The organism is Atopobium sp. ICM42b (assembly GCA_000564995.1).
In the GTDB taxonomy this organism is placed as follows: Bacteria; Actinomycetota; Coriobacteriia; order Coriobacteriales; family Atopobiaceae; genus Lancefieldella.
The window spans coordinates 34,925-52,054 of the sequence record JDFH01000017.1; the positions used below are offsets into that span (position 1 = coordinate 34,925).

Consider the following 17,130-nt stretch of genomic DNA (forward strand, 5'->3'; position numbering starts at 1 on the left):
ATGGCTACAAAAGTTGCTGTCATTATGGGTGGAGCCTCATTTGAGAGGAACTTCTCGCTCAAAAGTGGAGCTCTTGTCTCTGAGGCTTTAGAGAAGCACGGGTATGAGGTATTACCACTTGATGCTGATGCGCACCTGGTAGACACCCTCCGTGCCGAGAAGCCTGATGTTGCGTTTGTGTGCCTTCACGGTGCAGGCGGAGAAGATGGTGCAGTACCTGCGCTTTTAGAGTTCCTCAAGATTCCGTATGTGGGCTCAAGGCCTGCATCTTGTAGGGCAGCCTGGAACAAAGCTGACATGCCATTTATTGTGCGTCAGGCCTGGTCAAAGGAGGAGTCCGAGGTCATCTGGCCTCCTCAGATTGTACTAACTGCCAGCGCTTTTAAAGATCTTGGAGCCGCAGCCGCTCTTGATCTGGTTCCCGAGCGCCTTGGCGGTGGCGTTGGCTTCCCTCTAGCAGTCAAGCCCGTTCACGGCGGCTCTGCTATGGGCCTTTCTAAGGTTGACAGCGCTGACCAGCTTGGACCAGCACTTCTCGGCGCACTTGGTTTTGACGATTCCGTCATTATCCAGCAGTGGGTTGATGGTGTTGAAGTAAGCGTTACTGTGCTCTCTGATGCAGACGGCGAGAAAACCCTGCCACCAGTAGAGATTTCAGTGACCAAGGGTATTTACGACACGGATGCTCGTCTTGATCCAGAGCGTATTCAACACTTCTGCCCAGTTCGTCCTGAGTCTTTGGCAGCACTTGGCGCAGATCCAGCTGCTGCTCGTGAGGCTCTTGAGCGCGCAGCTCTTGAGGTATATACCGCGTACGGCTGCAGAGATCTTGCTCGTATCGATTTTATTTGGGATGGACATCACGTATTGGTCATGGGCTTAAAGACGTTCCCAGGACTTACCGAGACATCCCTTGTTCCAATGGCTATTGAGGCTGCAGGATACGCTGTTGAAGACGTTCTTGCGCAGCTTGTTGAAGGTGCGCTTAAGCGCGGCAACTAGGGGGTTTTATGGAATACGTATTAGGCATTGATGTTGGTGGTACTACCATCAAACTGGGACTCTTCTCTGCAGAGGGAGAGCTACTTTCTGAGCAGAAGGTCAAGACGCCAGCGCTTGATAACCAGGAAGGTTATCAGACGGTAACTGATGCTATCAAGCTTATTGTCCATGGCCAAAAAGCAAGCCGCAACGATGTTATTGCGTGTGGTTTGGATATTCCAGGCCCTGTTGCAGATGATGGAACCGTTGGTCTTCTCGCCAATGTAGACATTGATCCTGAGGGATTGGTGCAGGCAATTACTATGTGCCTGCCAAACGCAACTATCGCGTTTGTCAACGATGCTAACGCCGCTGCTCTGGGCGAAGCGTGGGCTGGTGTTGCCGTGGGTGTGCCGTCGTTTGTGCTGATTGCGCTGGGCACCGGCGTTGGTGCAGGTGTTGTTGTAGACGGCAAGCTTGCTGCAGGTGCTTTTGGCGCGGGCGGCGAGATTGGTCACATCATTGTTGAGCCAGAAGAGACATTGACCTGCGGTTGTGGTCGCCACGGTTGCCTGGAGCAGTATGCTTCTGCTAAGGGTGTTGTCCGCCTGTACCTGGAGGAATGCGCTTCCCGAGGCGTTGTTCCTGTGAACATTGAGCACGAGACCGATACGGTGTCCGTGTTTAGGGCTCACGCTCAGGGCGACGAATGCGCAACCCTTGCTATCCATAAGATGTGCCACTACCTGGGTCTTGCTATGGCGCAGGTTTCGTGCGTGGTTGATCCTGCCATGTTCTTGATTGGCGGCGGTGTTGCGGGCTCGTTTGCAACGTTTGCTACCGAGCTTCGCGAGTGTTTTGAGCAGTACGCTCTACCGGTAAGCAAGGGCGCTCGTATTGAGGCCGCTAGCTTGGGCAATCAGGCTGCAATGTATGGTTGCGCATACGAGGCACTGCGCCTGAGGCAAGAGCGTTTTGGTCAGGAGAGCGCTGAGTAGAAGCAAGTTTCTGGCGCATGATCTTCTCGCCTGGAAAAGGTACGTACGTTAGGGCTCCTGACGAGAAAAACATCAAAGTTTTTGTCATAAACGCTGTACTAAATGAAAGTACGTTCAATAACATAATTTTCTGATTACAATTTATGTAAAAACGTAGTTGTCAAAGCTGCTCAGTGCTAACATTGAGCAGCTTTTTTGGTTGTGTTTGGAATAGTTCCGAGCACTAGGATGAAAGGGGAGTGCTGTGGCTGACGAGTCAAAGTATGACATCGTTGCTGCTACTGGTTGCCCAACCGGTATTGCGCACACCTTTATGGCTAAGGAGGCCCTTGAGAAGGCCGCCGCAGCTAAAGGTTTTACCATTAAGGTTGAGACGCACGGCCAGGTCGGTGTAGAGAACGAGCTCACCGCAGCTGAAATCAAGAACGCCAAGGCAGTAGTTGTTGCTGCCGATAAGGACGTTCAGGCTGAGCGTTTTGCCGGAAAACCAATGGTAAATGTTGGTGTTACTGCAGCTATTAAGGATGCAGAGGGTCTTATCGACCGCGCTCTTGTTGCTCAGCCTGAGGGCGAGCTTGCAGAGGCAGACGACGCTCCAGTCTCAAGCACTATTGAGAAGGAGTCTGTAGGCCACATCATCTACAAGCACCTCATGAACGGCGTTAGCCACATGCTGGTCTTTGTTGTTGCTGGTGGTGTTCTGACGGCTGTTTCATTCCTCTGGGGTATTACTTCCTTCAGCTCCACTGCACCTGACTACAACAGCTTTGCTGCCATGCTCAAGATCATCGGCGGCATTGCAATGGGCCTTATGGTTCCAGTTCTTTCTGCTTACATTGCTGAGTCTATCGGCAAGCGTCCTGCTCTTGTTCCTGGTTTTGTTGCAGGTATGATTGCTATCCAGGGCCTTCCAATCAACCCTGACACTGGCATGATTGATGCTGGTGGCGCTGGTGTTGGTTTTGGCTTCCTGGGCGGCATCGTCGGCGGCTTCCTTGCTGGTTATGTCATCGTTGGACTTGAGAAGCTTCTCTCTGGTCTTCCAAAGAACCTTGACGGTCTGAAGGCAATCTTCCTGTACCCACTGCTTTCCACCACTATTGTTGGCCTGGTTATGCTGGGAATCTCTGGTCCTATGGCAGCAATTAACACTGGCATGATGAACTTCCTGCGCGGCCTGTCTGCTTCTGGTCCAATTGTTCTTGGTCTTGCAATTGGTTGCATGTGCGCATTTGACATGGGTGGCCCAGTTAACAAGGCAGCTTACGTCACCGGTACCGCACTTCTGACCGAGGCTCTTGCTGCCGGTGTTGGTACCCCAACTTATGAGTTTGGCACCAACTTTATGGCTGCAGTTTCTGCTGCTTGTATTGTTCCTCCACTGATTACCACCTTTGCTGTTGTCGTTGGTAAGAAGTACTTCACCAAGTCCGACTTCAACGCTGGCCTGGTCAACTTCATTCTTGGCTGCACCCACATTACCGAGGGCGCTATTCCATTCATGACCAAGAACATTTGGCCTGTCATGCCTATCATGATGATCGGTTCTTCCATCGGCTCCATCTTGACGCTGCTCTTTGGTGTCCACGACCCAGCACCTCACGGTGGTTTCCTGGTTCTCCCCGTTGTCGATGGCGGCCTCAAGTGGGTTCTCGCCATTCTCATCGGCGCTGTTGTTGGTGGTATTCTCTTTGTTGCTTTCAAGGCATACGAGTACCGCAAGAACGGCAACCAGATTGTCGAGGGCTAAGCGTTACGCTTAGCACACTCGGCGGCGTTTGAGTCTCATCAGAATTTACGTACAGTTTGGGTGCAGACTCAGATAATCGAAGTAAAATATGGACTCGGCGATTTCGTCGGGTCCATATTTGTTTCAGAGGGAGCTTTGATGATTTACACACTTACCACTAACCCCGCTATCGACATGAACGTCAACTCGGGAGTTCCTTCTTATACGCACGTCAACCGCACAACCGACGCTGTTTACACACCAAACGGCAAGGGTCTGAACGTTTCATTTACGCTTGCTCACTACGGCGTCGAGTCCACTATCCTGGGCTTTTTTGGTGGCTTCTCGGGCAATTATATTGTTGAAGAGGCATCCAAGATTTGCCCGGTCAAGCCTGTGTGGATTGACGGTATTACCCGCGTAAACATTTTTGTGACCACACCAGAAGGCGAGCTTAAGTTCCCTAATGCAGGTGCTCCCGTTATTCGCTCCAAGCAAGACGAGATGCTTGAGCTGCTGCGCACTGCGCCCGACCTGGACGTGCTGGTGGTCTCTGGCTCGCTTTCCCCTGAGATGGATCCAACCTTCTACGACGAGCTCTTTGATCTGTGTCATGAGTGCGGCGCTGAGCTGGTCCTGGACATCTCTCATAAACACCTTGCAGAACTTGTCGAGAAAAAACCACTGCTCATCAAGCCAAACGACGAAGAAGTGGCAGAGATCTTTGGCGTCGATGTCCATAACGAGGCCGACGTTCTTCTCGCCCTCCACAAGATTCACGAGCGCGGCGCAAAGAACATCCTGCTCACGCTAGGCGGCGAGGGTGCGTACTTCTTTAACGGTGAACATGTCTGGCACGCAAATGCTGCGCAGGTAGAGGTGCTTTCGACGGCATGTGCGGGCGATTCGACACTGGCAAGCTTCATGTCGGTTTGGCTTGAGGATCCGTCGGCTGTCGAGAAGGCTTTGACGCGCGCGATGGCTACCGGCGGAAACGTTGCGATGAGCGCTGGCTTGGGCGACTTTGCGCTAGTCGAGAAGATCGCGGAGTCCATTCACGTTGAGCTGGTGGAGTAGGAGCGGACGTGTTGCGCGTGGAGGTGTGCGATGGTGCGCGGACTTGCGTGGAGGTGCGCAGGCTTACGAGCTCACGGGTTTCTCGGCGTATGGCGTGCGTAAGTCTCCATATCTGCAAAATAAGTCTTTTCTCGCTTCTTGATTTCGTGTAACGTATAAGGGCTAATGTGATAATTAGGTTTTCAAACCTCTAAAGAAGGAGAGTGCAATGTCCGGACACTCTAAGTGGGCCACAACCAAGCACAAGAAAGCAGCTATCGACGCTAAGCGTTCCTCGCTGTTCTCTAAGCTTTCCCGCAACATTACTGTTGCTGCAAAGATGGGTGGCGACCCAAATCCGGACAACAACGCTAGCTTGTCTGCCGCTGTTGCCCGTGCTCGCATGGTCTCCATGCCTAACGCAAAGATTCAGGCCGCTATCGATAAGGCATTTGGCGCTGGTGCTGATGCTGCCATTTACGAGGAGATCGTTTACGAGGGATACGGTCCTGCAGGCGTCGCAGTTTACGTTGACTGCCTGACTGACAACAAGAACCGTACCGCAGCAGACGTTCGTTCCGCATTTACCCACTCTGGCGGCAATCTTGGTACCGCAGGTTCCGTTGCGTTCCAGTTTGAGCGCAAGGGCTCCATCGCAGTTGACAAGGTTATTGTCTCCGAGGAGAAGAAGGTTGCTGACCGCGAGAACGCTGTCGACGAGGACGAGTTCATGATGGCAGTTGCCGAGGCGGGCGGAAACGATTACGAGGACGCTGGCGATCAGTGGATTGTTTGGACTGCATACGACAAGATGCAGGACGTCCAGAAGGGTCTCGAGGCTCAGGGCATTGAGGTTAAGGGTTCCGAGCTTACTATGGTTCCAACCACCCCAACTGACGTTTCTGTTTCTGATGCAAAGAAGGTTCAGCGTCTTATCGATAAGCTCGACGAGCTCGACGACGTTCAGAACGTCTACAGCACCATGAACATCACCGACGAGATTGCTGCTGCTCTCGAGGAGGAGTAAGCTCTCTGGTCCGCGCCGCGCGCCGCGCGCCGGACGCGATGCACGCGACGATGCGCGACGAGCGCGAAATCGCGACGATGCGCGACGATGCGCGACGAGCGCGACGATGCGCGACGATGCGCGAAATCGCGACCGGCGACAAAACTGCACTTCAAAGCCCCGCCAGTTGGCGGGGCTTTTTGTTTAGATAGCGTTAATGCTGTCAGAACACACCTATGTCGGATAATCTACACGTTTTTAGAAGCCCGAACACACCTATGTCAGATAATCTGTATATACAGAGCCAAAAACATAACTTACAGCCCTAAAAAACACAGCAAATGACGATATTCTGAGAAAAATAGGACTTTTGAGGGTCAATTTTGCAGAATAAGTGACTTTGCTGTGTTTTCAAAACGCCAAAAATAGGCCTTTAAAAATTTTATGCATACAAATGAATTCACCCTCATGAATATTCATGAGGGTGAATATTTTCGCATCATGGTAGTTTAAATTTTGATGTCTTCTTTGCTGGGCGAGAGAACCGATGGACTACAGCAGCGAAAACTTGCGATTAAAGCCGAATCTCATCGTCCGACGCATGTGGACATGCAGCTCTACAGGCTAACGCGGACAACCTTACGAACGCCGGCAGCTTCGAGGGCTGCTACCTGCGAAATCGATGCGGATTCGTCCGTCATCAGCACGTCGATATCAGCAGGCAATCCATATTGGAAGCTGGAGTTGACGCCCAGTTTGCTTGCATCGGCCAAGACAATGTGCTGCTCAGAGTGTTTAAGCATCAGCGAGTTCACGCGCATCTCGTTTGAAACCAGCGTGGTAAGGCCGCGCTCAGCGGAAATTCCCGAGCATCCCAAGATGCACTTCGCGGCACGAATCTGATTGATCGAAGCAAGCGCAAAATCGCCGGTCAGTGACTTCTTAGCTGGTCGAACTTCTCCGCCCGTGACCAAAACGGTCATCGATGGGGGATAGTCGGCGGCCAGAACGCTACCGTTATTGGTAACAACCGTGATGTTCTCGGCGGTGATGAATTCCAGGACTTTTATAGCGGTTGAGCTGGTGTTAATGAAGACCGTGTCGCCGTCTTTAATCAGCTTGGCGGCGGCCTGGGCAAGCTTGAACTTTGCGGTTACCTGGTTTGAGCTGAGTCCTGTCGAGAGCGGGTCAAGCAGCGTGGCCATGCCATAGCTTCGGGAAATGAGGCCTTGAGCTTCGAGTTCGTCAAGATCGCGGCGGATGGTAAGCGAAGAAACTTCAAATCTATCGGCAAGATCGCTGACGGAAACCTGGCGATATTGTTCAAGAAGGCTCATGATCGAGCTTCTGCGTGATGCTACGAATGAACGACTTGTGGCCATGAATCCCCCAATAGAACTCAACTGCTGATAGACCTGTAGAATTACATTTAACTAATTCAGTTCTGTGAAAAACATCGTACAAATTGACAGCACCTTTTGAATGGTTCTTGAACAATTGTGTAGATGTTTTTCAGTAGATCCGATTGTATCTTACCCTATTCGATGAACGTTTTGAATACTTAAACGGATATTATTTAACGGTCAACGGTTTTTATGACGTAAATCTCTAAAGTGAGCATAGATAAGTATTGCTAAACTCCTAACTTTGGCTATACTAACATTATCGATTCGATTGGTAAAACGTTCCAAACGTTCAACAAATAGGGAAATTTGTTATACGGCAAGTCAAATGTCATATAAATTATTTATCTAATTGTTGAAGCGTTCATAAGATTCAAGTTTTTGTCGTTAAGCGATGTATTCTTGTGTGGTCTTGCTATAGTCCAACACAAGGAAAGATTCACAGTAGTCTACTGGAGAGGAGTGAATCGCATGCTACTTCGCGATATCTACGAGCAGAATCACTATGCTTTCGTGAAGACCCCCATGACTTGGGAAGAGTCTATTAGAGAGTGCTGCAAACCACTGGAGGCTGACGGAACAGTCAATTCAGAGTATGCAGACGACATTATTGAGTGCGTAAAGAAGTTTGGTCCCTACATTGTCATCGTTCCAAACGTCGCAATGCCACACTCCACTGCTCGCATTGGCTCTAATGGAAAGACTGCTATTGGCTTTATGCATTCTGATGTTCCTGTTAACTTCGAGGATGGCGACGATGAGAAGCAGGTTAAGACTTTCTTCACTCTGAGCGCTACTGATCAGGATGCTCACCTCAAGAATATGCAGATGCTCGTTCAGGTTCTTATGAATGGAGAGGTCCTTGAGCGTCTGAAGAATATTCAATCTCCAGAAGAGCTTTTGGAGATCGACGAGCTTATCTCCGAGTAAACACGCCCGTTTGGGCACGTAATTGAGGATTTCCTTTTGTAGTGTGGGCTGCAGAAGGTACGTATGTAGGACCCTTTGAAAGGGGTATCAATGGATATTGTTCTTGGTATTTGGAAATGGTTTGCGAGCAACTTCTTGACTCAGCCAGCCTATTTCATCGGTTTGATTGTTGCTATCGGCTACATTCTTCTTAAAAAGAAGTGGTACGACGTACTCGCTGGCTTCCTTAAGGCAGTCATTGGTTATCAGATTCTCCTGGTTGGTTCCGGCGGCCTGGTAACTGCATTCCGTCCAGTTCTTGTTGGACTTCAGGCTCGCTTCAACCTTTCTGCAATGGTCATTGACCCATACTTTGGCCAGAACGCAGTACAGGCAGGCATGGAGGCAGCTGACGCTCCTGCATTTATCGCAGGTCGTTCCTTCTCCTCCGTTATGCTTCTTCTGCTCTTCGCTTTCATTCTGAACATTGTTCTGGTTGCTTTTAAGAAGCAGACTAAGCTTCGCGCAATCTTTACTACTGGTCACGTCCAGGTTCAGCAGGCAGCAACTGCATTTTGGCTTATCCTCTTCTGCTTCCCACAGCTTAACGACGTTACCATCCTTGCAGTTATGACCGTTCTCCTTGGCCTTTACTGGGCAGTTGGTTCCAACCTTTGTATTGGACCTACCCAGGACCTTACTGATGGCGCTGGCCTTACCATTGCTCACCAGCAGATGTTTGGTGTTTACTGCGCATCCAAGGCTTCTGAGTGGCTCGCCAAGCACTCCAAGAAGGAGTCCAAGCGTATTGAGGATATCGAGCTTCCAGGCTTCCTTAAGATCTTCAACGAGAACCTCGTTGCAACTGCAATTCTCATGACAGCATTCTTTGGTGTCATCCTTGCTGTTCTTGGCCAGGACTTCCTGCTTGAGAACAAGTTCATGAAGCCAGGTCAGGATTTCTTCTTCTACATCATGACCACTTCCTTCCAGTTTGCTGTTTACCTCTCCATCCTGCAGCTTGGTGTTCGTACCTTCGTTACTGAGCTCACCAACTCCTTCCAGGGTATTTCCAACAAGCTCCTCAAGGGTTCCGTCCCAGGCGTTGACTGTGCAGTTACCTACGGCTTTGGTTCTCCAAACGCAGTTACCCTCGGCTTCCTCATGGGTGCTGCTGGCCAGTTCCTGGCAATCGCAACTCTGTTGCTTTTGAAGTCCCCAGTTATTGTTATCGCAGGCTTTGTTCCACTGTTCTTCGATAACGCTACTATCGGCGTTTACGCAAACAACAAGGGCGGCCTCCGCGCAGTTCTTATCATGCCTTTCATCTCTGGTCTTCTCCAGGTCTTCGGTTCAGCTCTTATCGCTGGCTGGGTTGGCATGGCTGCATACGGTGGATACCTTGGCATGTGGGACTGGGCAGTTGTCTGGCCAATCATGACCGGCATCATGAAGTTCCTGTCCTACGCAGGCCTCGCAATTGTTGTTATCGCTCTTATTGCAATCCCACAGCTCCAGTACCGTGCAAACAAAGACACGTACTTCATGGAGGTTGAGGATTACCAGAAGTGCAAGGAAATCCGTGCACAGAAGGCCGCCGCAGCTAGTGCGGAAAGCAAGTAGCCCTCTTTCTTCCTACCCTGAGCAGACCCCCATCTGCTCAGGGTTATTAGTAATACTCGGCACATTGTTTGATGCAGTATTTGCTTTAAATGCGAGCGTTGTAGCGCCCAAATGGGTACAAACACAATGTGTCCGTAATCAGTTTGTTTGATCGAAGGAGTCAACATGAACGCAAAGATTTTGGTCGCATGTGCAAACGGCGCAGGTACCTCTCTGATGATGAAGATGACCGCTGAGCGCGTCACTCAGAAGCTCAACATGGGCGTCGATAAGATTCACCACTGTGCACTTTCCGAGGGCGTAAGCTCTGCTCGTCAGTATGACATTGTTTTTGCACCACTTAACTTCCTGAATATGTACGAGGATGCTGCTAAGGCTGGCGTTACCGTCATTGGTCTGCGCAACGTTCTTTCTGATGCAGAGATGGAAGAGAAGCTCAAGGAAACCGGCGCTGCAGAGAAGTTTTCCGCATAGTTTAGGTTTCTAAAGAATCGAGCACTTTAATGACTTTTGAAAAGAAAATTCTTGCCGAGATGCCCAAGTGCTATGCACTTGGCATGTTTGAGGGAGAAGACACACCAAGCTTTTTAGCTGCTGTCGAGAAGGACGGTCCAATCCGTCGCTTTACGCTTGATGGTGAGCCTCTGGAGACTGTTGCTCCAGGCCCTGGCGGCGTCATGACCATTACACAGGTCCCTGGCAGGAAAGATCAATTCCTCGCAACCCGCAAGTTCTTCTCGCCAAACTTTGGTGGAGACGACGCGGCAATTGCATCCTATACCAAGCAAGCAGACGGTTCTTGGTCTGAGCAGATTCTCTGCGACCTCCCGTATGTTCACCGTTTTGGCATTTTGAAGGCTGCTAACGGTCAGCTTTGGGTTCTTGCTTGTTCTATCAAGGGTGGAGCTGAGACCGGCGTCAAGGATGATTGGCGCACTCCAGGTGCTGTTTGGGCTGCTCCTCTGAGCGATAACCTTGAGCAGTACACGGCAGACAACCAGCTTAAGCTGACTTGTGTTGCTAATTATCAGGTTCAGAATCACGGTTTCTGGACTGCACCTGATAAATCGTATGCTTTGATCTCAACCGCTGCAGGCGTGTTTAGATATGTGCCACCAACTACCCCTGAGGGTACTTGGGATGTCACCTGCCTTCTGGTCCAGCCAACAAGCGATATTGTTGCAACAGACTTTGACGGCGACGGCAAGCTGGAGATCCTTACGTTCTCCAAGTTCCACGGTGACACGCTGGCAATTTGGCACGAAGGCCAGACTCGCGATCGCTACGAGCAGGTTTGGTGCGACCCACAGAAGCGCAGCTTCCTTCACGCGCTTTGGGCAGCAGACCTTAATGGCGAGAAGTGCGCAGTCATTGGCAACCGTAAAGATGGTCGCGATTTGTTGCTTGTTAGATACGTTGACGGTGAGTACACCGTAGACGTTATCGACCACGACCTCGGACCAGCAAACTGCATGGTGTATAGGCATGACGGCAGCGATTACATTGTTGCTGCATATCGTGAGACAGACCAGCTGGCTCTCTACAAAGTAGTGGAGTAGGGCTGCGTTTTGTAGCGAGCGCTCAGGATGAGCTTCTGAGCATGCAGGCAAAGTCCTGAGCGCTGCTCAAATTACCTGCATATGCATCAAAGTACTAGTCCTATGTTTTAGAAAGGAGCGCGTAATGGCAGATTTGAAAGACGTCACACGCGATAGTTGGATTATGAGCACCTTCCCTGAGTGGGGAACTTGGCTCAACGAAGAGATTGACAATGCCGTAGTAGAGCCAGGCCAGGTTGAGATGTGGTGGCTCGGCTGCGTTGGTATTTGGTTTAAGACTCCTGGTGGAGCAAACGTTGCTGTCGACTTCTGGGCAGGCAATGGTAAGCGCACCCACGGTGACGGCCTCATGAAGCCTGGTCACCAGATGGCAAACATGGCTGGCGTTCGTAAGATGCAGCCAAACCTGCGTAACGTTCCTTTTGTTATTGATCCATTTGCTATCAAGAACCTTGACGCTGTTGTGGTAACTCACATTCACCAGGACCACATGTCCAAGGAGCTTGCAGCTCACGTTGTTAACAACAACATGACCACTACTGACGAGAATGGCAAAGAGATTCCTGTTCCCTTTATTGGTCCTAAGGATGCAGTTGACATTTGGGTTGACTGGGGCGTTCCACGCGAGCAGTGCATTGTTGTTAAGCCAGGCGACCGCATCAAGGTCAAGGACATGGAGATTGTTGCATACGATTCCTTTGACCGCACCATCATCGTTACCACTACTGATACTTCTGAGAACCGTCCTGACCTCTGGGGTAAGTGCCCAATGGACATGGATGAGAAGGCAGTTAACTACCTCTTTGTCACCCCTGGTGGAAACATCTATCACTCCGGTGACTCTCACTACTCCATTTACTTTGCTAAGCACGGCAAAGACATCGCTCAGGAGTTTGGCGGCGTAGACGTCTGCTTTGGTGCTTTTGGCTGCAACCCAATTGGTATCCAGGATAAGATGGAAGCAACCGATATGCTTCGCATGGCTGAGGCTCTTCAGTCCAAGGTTGTTATCCCAATTCACCACGATGTTTGGACTAACTTCCAGGCAGACGTCCAGGAGATCAAGGTTCTTTGGGAGATGCGTAAGGACCGCCTTGACTACAAGTTCCACCCATTCTTCTGGGAGGTCGGCGGCCACTACACCTATCCACAGGATAAGGACCGCTTTGCTTACCATCACGACCGCGGCTTCCATGATTGCTTCGATCACGAGCCAAACGTTCCATTCCGTAGCGTTCTCTAAGGAGCAGTCTCTATGATGCTTAAAGAGCTTCGTGATGAAGTGTATGAAGCAAACATGGACCTGCCAAAGCATGGCCTGGTAGTTTTCACCTGGGGTAATGCTTCTGGACTTGACCGTGAGCGTGGTCTGTTTGTTATCAAGCCATCGGGCGTCTCCTATGAGGAGCTCAGCCCTGAGAATCTGGTCATCTGCGACCTAGACGGCAACGTTGTTGAGGGTGAGATGAACCCATCTTCCGATACTCCAACTCATGCATGCTTGTATCGTGCATGGGGCGATAAGATCGGCGGAATTGTTCACACTCACTCAACCCACGCTGTTTCTTGGGCACAGGCAGGACGCTCTATTCCTTGCTATGGAACCACACACGCAGACTATTTCTACGGAGATATTCCTTGCGTGCGCAGCCTTACCAAGGACGAGGTAGAAAGTGCCTATGAGCTTGAGACCGGAAACGTTATTGTTGAGGGCTTTGCTAACTTGGACCCCATTGCGGTTCCAGGAACACTCCTTCACAATCACGGTCCTTTCTCTTGGGGTAAAGACGCAATGGCTGCTGTGTATCACGCAGTAGTTATTGAGGAGGTTGCAAAAATGGCAACACTCACCGAGCTCAATAACCCTAAGGTTCAGGAGGCACCTCAGTACCTTCAGGACAAGCACTACATGCGCAAGCATGGTCCAAATGCCTACTACGGACAGGGTAATCACTAAAGCCTGTTCAGTGAGTAGAATCTGTTTCAGTCAGGCGGTCTTTTATAAGGCCGCCTGTTTTTAAAAGGAGAAGATATGTCCAAGTATCAGCTAGGACTTTACGAGAAGGCCACTCCAACTGATCTTTCTTGGGAAGAGCGCCTCAGCGTAGCAGGAGAGTCTGGCTTTGATTATGTTGAGATCTCCGTTGATGAGTCTGACGCTCGTCTTTCTCGCCTTGAGTGGACTGGTGAGGAGCGTGCAGCAGTTCGCCAGGCAATGGTAAACTCTGGCGTTCGCCTAGGCTCTATGTGCCTTTCTGGTCACCGTAAGTATCCTTTTGGTTCTCGCGATCAGGCTACTCGTGAGCGTGGCCTTGAGATTATGCAGAAGGCGCTTGATCTTGCAGGTGACCTGGGACTTCATACCATCCAACTTGCTGGCTATGACGTGTACTACGAGGACGGCGCAGAGGATACGCGTAAGTACTTTGAGGAGAACCTAGCAAAGGCTGTAGAAATGGCTGCTCAGGCGGGCATTGTTATGGGTTTTGAGACCATGGAGACTCCTTTTATGGATACAGTCGAGAAGGCCATGCACTACGTAAACCTTATCAACAGCCCTTACCTTGGTGTGTATCCCGACGCTGGTAACCTCACCAATGCATCGTTTATGTACGGCAACACGGTTGCTGACGATATTGCTCTTGGTGCAGGCCACATCTTTGCAGCTCACCTCAAGGAAACTGTTGCCGGTGCGTATCGCGAGATTCCATTCTCTACCGGCACCACTGACTACGAGGGAGCTCTCTCGCAGCTTGTTCCTCAGGGCGTCAGGCGCTTTGTTGCAGAGATGTGGTACACCGGCAACGAGAACTGGAAAGAAGATCTTGTCTTTGCTTCCACCTACGTTCGCAGCAAAATTGATAAGGCGTTTGAGGGGTAAACGGCCTTTTTGCACTTGTTTTGGGTTTCTCGCCACAGACGGTACATAAGAATCTGTACAATGTGGATGAGCTCTTTCTTAGTACGACGTACGTTTCCAAACTCGTTTAGGTTTGTACAGGAAAGGATTACACATGAAGTTCTTTATTGACACGGCAGATATCGATGAGATTTCTGAGGCTTTGAGCTGGGGCTGTTTAGCAGGTGTTACTACCAACCCATCGCTGTATGCAAAGATTGGTGGAAAGCTAGCAGACTTTGAGTCTCATATGGTTAAGATTGCTCAGCTTTGCGAGGGACTCCCTGTATCTGCTGAGTCAACAGCAACAACAACTGAGGGCATGATTGAAGAGGGCCGTCACCTGGCTTCTCTTGCTCCAAACATTGTTGTTAAGCTTCCTATTTGTGCAGAGAGCCTTGCTGCTACCCATCAGCTTGCTTCTGAGGGAATTCGCGTCAACATGACACTGATTTTCTCGGCACCTCAGGCTCTTCTTGCAGCAAATGCTGGTGCCCGTTATATTTCTCCATTTGTTGGTCGCTTTGATGACATCGGTGAGGACGGCATTGAACAGCTGGGAACCGTTGTTTCTTGCATTGAGAACTATGCATGGGATAAAAACGTTGATCACACCGTAGAGATTATTACGGCTTCTGTCCGTACGCCTAACCATGTGACTCAGGCAGCTCTGCTTGGTGCTGACATTGCAACCGTTCCATTTGGAGCTTTGAAGAAGTGTCTGAAGCACCCTCTGACCGACGCCGGTCTTAAGTCTTTTGAGGCAGACTGGGAAAAGGTTAAGGCTCAGCAATAAATAGTGATTGTGGTACGCCCAGCTTAGGTTGGGCGTACTTGTTTTGAGAGGATGAGAATGGGAACATCTGCATTACCCGAGCGCAACCTCACCGATGATGAGCTCAAGCTTGCAGCTAATACGCTGAGGCGCGATGTCATTGACATGCTCGAGAAAAGCAAGTCAGGTCATCCCGGCGGCTCTCTCAGTGCGGCAGATATTGTGGCTACACTGTTCTTCTCGGGAGTTATGAAGTACAACCACAACAACCCAGAGGACCACACCGAGGATAGGTTCTTCCTGTCCAAGGGTCACGTGGCTCCTGTGCTGTATGCTGCGTACCACCTGCTTGATTGGCTCCATGACGAGGATATGGTTACCCTCCGTCAGCTTGGTAGTCGTTTGCAGGGTCATCCAGACTGCCACGCATGCCCTGGTATTGAGGTTTGCTCTGGCTCTCTTGGTCAGGGTCTCTCGGTAGCAGCAGGATGTGCTTTGGGACTTTCTATGGACGCTCTGGCAAGCGGCGAGCACGCCAAGAAGGTATTTGTCCTTCTGGGCGACGGCGAGCTGCAGGAGGGCTCTAACTGGGAGGCATGCATGTTTGCTGCTCACCAGAAGCTGGATAACCTCATTGCCATTGTGGACCTCAACAATCTGCAGATTGACGGCCACGTAACCGATGTGTGCTCTCTTGGCGATATTGACGAGAAGTTCCGTTCTTTTGGCTGGAACGTACTGCGCGTTAACGGTCATGAGGTTACTGAGGTGCGCCAGGCCCTTCTCGCTGCACGAGATGGTCGCGAGGCAGGAAACACGGCGCCTACCGTGGTTATTTGCCAGACCGTCAAGGGCAAGGGCGTCTCGTTTATGGAGGACAAAGCCTCCTGGCACGGAAACGCTCCTTCGGCTGAACAGGCTGATCTTGCGCGAGAAGAACTTGATGCAGCAAGAGAGCTTCTTTTGATTGATCTTCAGGGTGAGGGTAAGGAGGTTGCCAATGTCTAGAGCAACTCGTGAGGCATATGGTCAGACTCTTGTTGAGCTGGTAAACGAGGGTCACGATATTGTGGCCGTTGACGCAGACCTTGCCGGCTCCACTAAACTTGCCGACCTTCAGAAGGCCTTCCCACAGCGCATGGTTGACGTGGGTATTGCCGAGCAGAACATGGTAGGCGTTGCATCTGGACTGGTACTTACGGGACGCACCGTGTTTACCGGCTCGTTTGCTGTGTTTGCTACCGGCCGCGCTTACGACCAGATCAGAAACACCGTCTGCGATTCCGGCCTTAACGTGAAGATTTGCCCTACGCACGCAGGTATTACGGTGGGAGAGGATGGCGCCACTCACCAGTCCCTTGAGGACATTGGCATGATGCGCGCCCTGCCTCAGATGCGCGTGCTTGTTCCTGCAGATTACAACGCTACCAAGGCAGCGCTCAAGCTTGCTGCCGAGGCAGATGGTCCCTTCTACGTGCGTATGGGTCGTCACAAGGTTGCCGACATCTACGATGAGTCCTTCAAGGGCGGCCTGCCTTTTGCAAACGTCTTGCGTGAGGGTACTGACGTTACCATTGCTGCCTGCGGTGTTGAGGTTGCTCAGGCACTTGCAGCCGCAGATTTGCTGGCAGAGGAGAAGATTTCTGCCGAGGTCATTGATGTGTTCTCCATCAAGCCTTTGGACGAGGAAGTTATTTTGGCATCTGCCGAGAAGACCCGTCATGTGGTAACCGTTGAGGAGCACAACGTGGCAACAGGCCTTGGAGCTGCAGTTGCCGAGCTTCTGGCCGAGCAGCTACCAACGCCCATGCGCTTTGCTGGTATGCGTACCTTTGGCACCTCCGCTCCTGGCGACGTGCTGCTTTCGCACTTTGGCCTGGACGCCGAGGGTATTGCTGCTCGCGTCAGGGAGTTCTTGCTCTCGTAGACGCGTGCGAGAGCTGCAACGGCAACGCCGCAGGTCAGCGGCGCGTGTGCGGTTCACAGGTTACGAGTGATTTTGACCCGGTATCTATTTCGTGTGGATACCGGGTTTCTTGTGCGGATACGCTGCTAGTGGACGGGCTTCTCGCCAGGTGGGCGGTATGAGCCCGGAGTGAGCCAGGCGTATGCTTGGTGCGCCTGATTTTCTCGCCATGTCTGAACGATTTGCCGGAAAAGTACACCATATCTGAGCTATTTGCCGGTTTTTC

The 17,130-nt window shown here is 51.1% G+C and carries 16 protein-coding genes; 15 read left to right on the plus strand and 1 reads right to left on the minus strand.

All coding sequences use genetic code 11. The annotated features are described in order from the left end of the window. From HMPREF1493_RS05100 to HMPREF1493_RS05120, 5 genes are all read left to right on the plus strand, one after another. Window positions 1-1,002 carry a D-alanine--D-alanine ligase family protein gene (locus HMPREF1493_RS05100; protein WP_035428343.1) on the plus strand — a complete coding sequence of 334 codons (1,002 nt, stop codon included), beginning with the start codon at window positions 1-3 and terminating at the stop codon, window positions 1,000-1,002. A gap of 8 nt (window positions 1,003-1,010) precedes the next feature. Further along, window positions 1,011-1,979, plus strand: coding sequence for an ROK family protein (locus tag HMPREF1493_RS05105; RefSeq protein WP_035428346.1), 969 nt, complete (start codon window positions 1,011-1,013; stop codon window positions 1,977-1,979). 244 nt (window positions 1,980-2,223) lie between these two features. Next, a complete protein-coding gene (locus tag HMPREF1493_RS05110) occupies window positions 2,224-3,729 on the plus strand; it encodes a PTS fructose transporter subunit IIC (protein WP_035428347.1) in 1,506 nt (501 codons plus the stop codon). A gap of 138 nt (window positions 3,730-3,867) precedes the next feature. Further along, window positions 3,868-4,785 carry a 1-phosphofructokinase family hexose kinase gene (locus HMPREF1493_RS05115; RefSeq protein WP_035428349.1) on the plus strand — a complete coding sequence of 306 codons (918 nt, stop codon included), beginning with the start codon at window positions 3,868-3,870 and terminating at the stop codon, window positions 4,783-4,785. A gap of 208 nt (window positions 4,786-4,993) precedes the next feature. Then, window positions 4,994-5,791 carry a YebC/PmpR family DNA-binding transcriptional regulator gene (locus tag HMPREF1493_RS05120; protein ID WP_035428351.1) on the plus strand — a complete coding sequence of 266 codons (798 nt, stop codon included), beginning with the start codon at window positions 4,994-4,996 and terminating at the stop codon, window positions 5,789-5,791. A gap of 596 nt (window positions 5,792-6,387) precedes the next feature. On the opposite strand, the gene HMPREF1493_RS05125 is transcribed toward HMPREF1493_RS05120, so the two are convergent. Next, a complete protein-coding gene (locus HMPREF1493_RS05125) occupies window positions 6,388-7,152 on the minus strand; it encodes a DeoR/GlpR family DNA-binding transcription regulator (RefSeq protein WP_035428353.1) in 765 nt (254 codons plus the stop codon). Between the two features lie 492 nt (window positions 7,153-7,644). On the opposite strand from HMPREF1493_RS05125, the gene HMPREF1493_RS05130 reads away from it, so the two are divergent. From HMPREF1493_RS05130 to HMPREF1493_RS05175, 10 genes are all read left to right on the plus strand, one after another. Next, a complete protein-coding gene (locus HMPREF1493_RS05130; RefSeq protein WP_035428354.1) occupies window positions 7,645-8,103 on the plus strand; it encodes a PTS sugar transporter subunit IIA in 459 nt (152 codons plus the stop codon). A 90-nt stretch (window positions 8,104-8,193) separates the two neighbouring features. After that, entirely contained in the window at window positions 8,194-9,705 is a 1,512-nt protein-coding gene (gene ulaA / locus HMPREF1493_RS05135; RefSeq protein ID WP_035428356.1) for a PTS ascorbate transporter subunit IIC, read from the plus strand. Between the two features lie 165 nt (window positions 9,706-9,870). Further along, window positions 9,871-10,179, plus strand: coding sequence for a PTS sugar transporter subunit IIB (locus HMPREF1493_RS05140; RefSeq protein WP_035428358.1), 309 nt, complete (start codon window positions 9,871-9,873; stop codon window positions 10,177-10,179). 29 nt (window positions 10,180-10,208) lie between these two features. Beyond that, on the plus strand, window positions 10,209-11,264 hold the full coding sequence (locus HMPREF1493_RS05145) for a hypothetical protein (RefSeq protein WP_035428360.1): 1,056 nt from the start codon (window positions 10,209-10,211) through the stop codon (window positions 11,262-11,264). A gap of 124 nt (window positions 11,265-11,388) precedes the next feature. Next, window positions 11,389-12,507 carry an L-ascorbate 6-phosphate lactonase gene (gene ulaG, locus HMPREF1493_RS05150; protein ID WP_035428362.1) on the plus strand — a complete coding sequence of 373 codons (1,119 nt, stop codon included), beginning with the start codon at window positions 11,389-11,391 and terminating at the stop codon, window positions 12,505-12,507. 12 nt (window positions 12,508-12,519) lie between these two features. Beyond that, complete coding sequence (locus HMPREF1493_RS05155; RefSeq protein WP_156095556.1) at window positions 12,520-13,221, plus strand: L-ribulose-5-phosphate 4-epimerase; 702 nt, start codon at window positions 12,520-12,522, stop codon at window positions 13,219-13,221. Between the two features lie 75 nt (window positions 13,222-13,296). Further along, window positions 13,297-14,145 (plus strand): L-ribulose-5-phosphate 3-epimerase, encoded by an 849-nt coding sequence (locus tag HMPREF1493_RS05160; RefSeq protein ID WP_035428364.1) that lies wholly within the window; start codon window positions 13,297-13,299, stop codon window positions 14,143-14,145. 133 nt (window positions 14,146-14,278) lie between these two features. Beyond that, window positions 14,279-14,959, plus strand: coding sequence for a transaldolase family protein (locus HMPREF1493_RS05165; RefSeq protein WP_035428365.1), 681 nt, complete (start codon window positions 14,279-14,281; stop codon window positions 14,957-14,959). Window positions 14,960-15,016: 57 nt separating this feature from the next. Next, window positions 15,017-15,946 (plus strand): transketolase, encoded by a 930-nt coding sequence (locus tag HMPREF1493_RS05170; RefSeq protein ID WP_035428367.1) that lies wholly within the window; start codon window positions 15,017-15,019, stop codon window positions 15,944-15,946. Next, window positions 15,939-16,865, plus strand: coding sequence for a transketolase family protein (locus HMPREF1493_RS05175; RefSeq protein ID WP_035428369.1), 927 nt, complete (start codon window positions 15,939-15,941; stop codon window positions 16,863-16,865). The genes HMPREF1493_RS05170 and HMPREF1493_RS05175 overlap by 8 nt, the downstream gene beginning before the upstream one ends. Window positions 16,866-17,130 lie beyond the last annotated feature (265 nt).

Excerpts from the sequence above, each read along its gene's own strand:
- HMPREF1493_RS05140 (WP_035428358.1), top strand. The coding sequence starts at position 9,871 with ATGAACGCAAAGATTTTGGTCGCATGTGCAAACGGCGCAGGTACCTCT.
- HMPREF1493_RS05100 (WP_035428343.1), top strand. The coding sequence starts at position 1 with ATGGCTACAAAAGTTGCTGTCATTATGGGTGGAGCCTCATTTGAGAGG.
- HMPREF1493_RS05145 (WP_035428360.1), top strand. The coding sequence starts at position 10,209 with ATGACTTTTGAAAAGAAAATTCTTGCCGAGATGCCCAAGTGCTATGCA.
- HMPREF1493_RS05120 (WP_035428351.1), top strand. The coding sequence starts at position 4,994 with ATGTCCGGACACTCTAAGTGGGCCACAACCAAGCACAAGAAAGCAGCT.
- HMPREF1493_RS05125 (WP_035428353.1), bottom strand. The coding sequence starts at position 7,152 with ATGGCCACAAGTCGTTCATTCGTAGCATCACGCAGAAGCTCGATCATG.
- ulaA (WP_035428356.1), top strand. The coding sequence starts at position 8,194 with ATGGATATTGTTCTTGGTATTTGGAAATGGTTTGCGAGCAACTTCTTG.
- HMPREF1493_RS05155 (WP_156095556.1), top strand. The coding sequence starts at position 12,520 with ATGATGCTTAAAGAGCTTCGTGATGAAGTGTATGAAGCAAACATGGAC.
- HMPREF1493_RS05170 (WP_035428367.1), top strand. The coding sequence starts at position 15,017 with ATGGGAACATCTGCATTACCCGAGCGCAACCTCACCGATGATGAGCTC.
- HMPREF1493_RS05130 (WP_035428354.1), top strand. The coding sequence starts at position 7,645 with ATGCTACTTCGCGATATCTACGAGCAGAATCACTATGCTTTCGTGAAG.
- HMPREF1493_RS05115 (WP_035428349.1), top strand. The coding sequence starts at position 3,868 with ATGATTTACACACTTACCACTAACCCCGCTATCGACATGAACGTCAAC.
- HMPREF1493_RS05175 (WP_035428369.1), top strand. The coding sequence starts at position 15,939 with ATGTCTAGAGCAACTCGTGAGGCATATGGTCAGACTCTTGTTGAGCTG.
- HMPREF1493_RS05160 (WP_035428364.1), top strand. The coding sequence starts at position 13,297 with ATGTCCAAGTATCAGCTAGGACTTTACGAGAAGGCCACTCCAACTGAT.
- HMPREF1493_RS05105 (WP_035428346.1), top strand. The coding sequence starts at position 1,011 with ATGGAATACGTATTAGGCATTGATGTTGGTGGTACTACCATCAAACTG.
- HMPREF1493_RS05165 (WP_035428365.1), top strand. The coding sequence starts at position 14,279 with ATGAAGTTCTTTATTGACACGGCAGATATCGATGAGATTTCTGAGGCT.
- ulaG (WP_035428362.1), top strand. The coding sequence starts at position 11,389 with ATGGCAGATTTGAAAGACGTCACACGCGATAGTTGGATTATGAGCACC.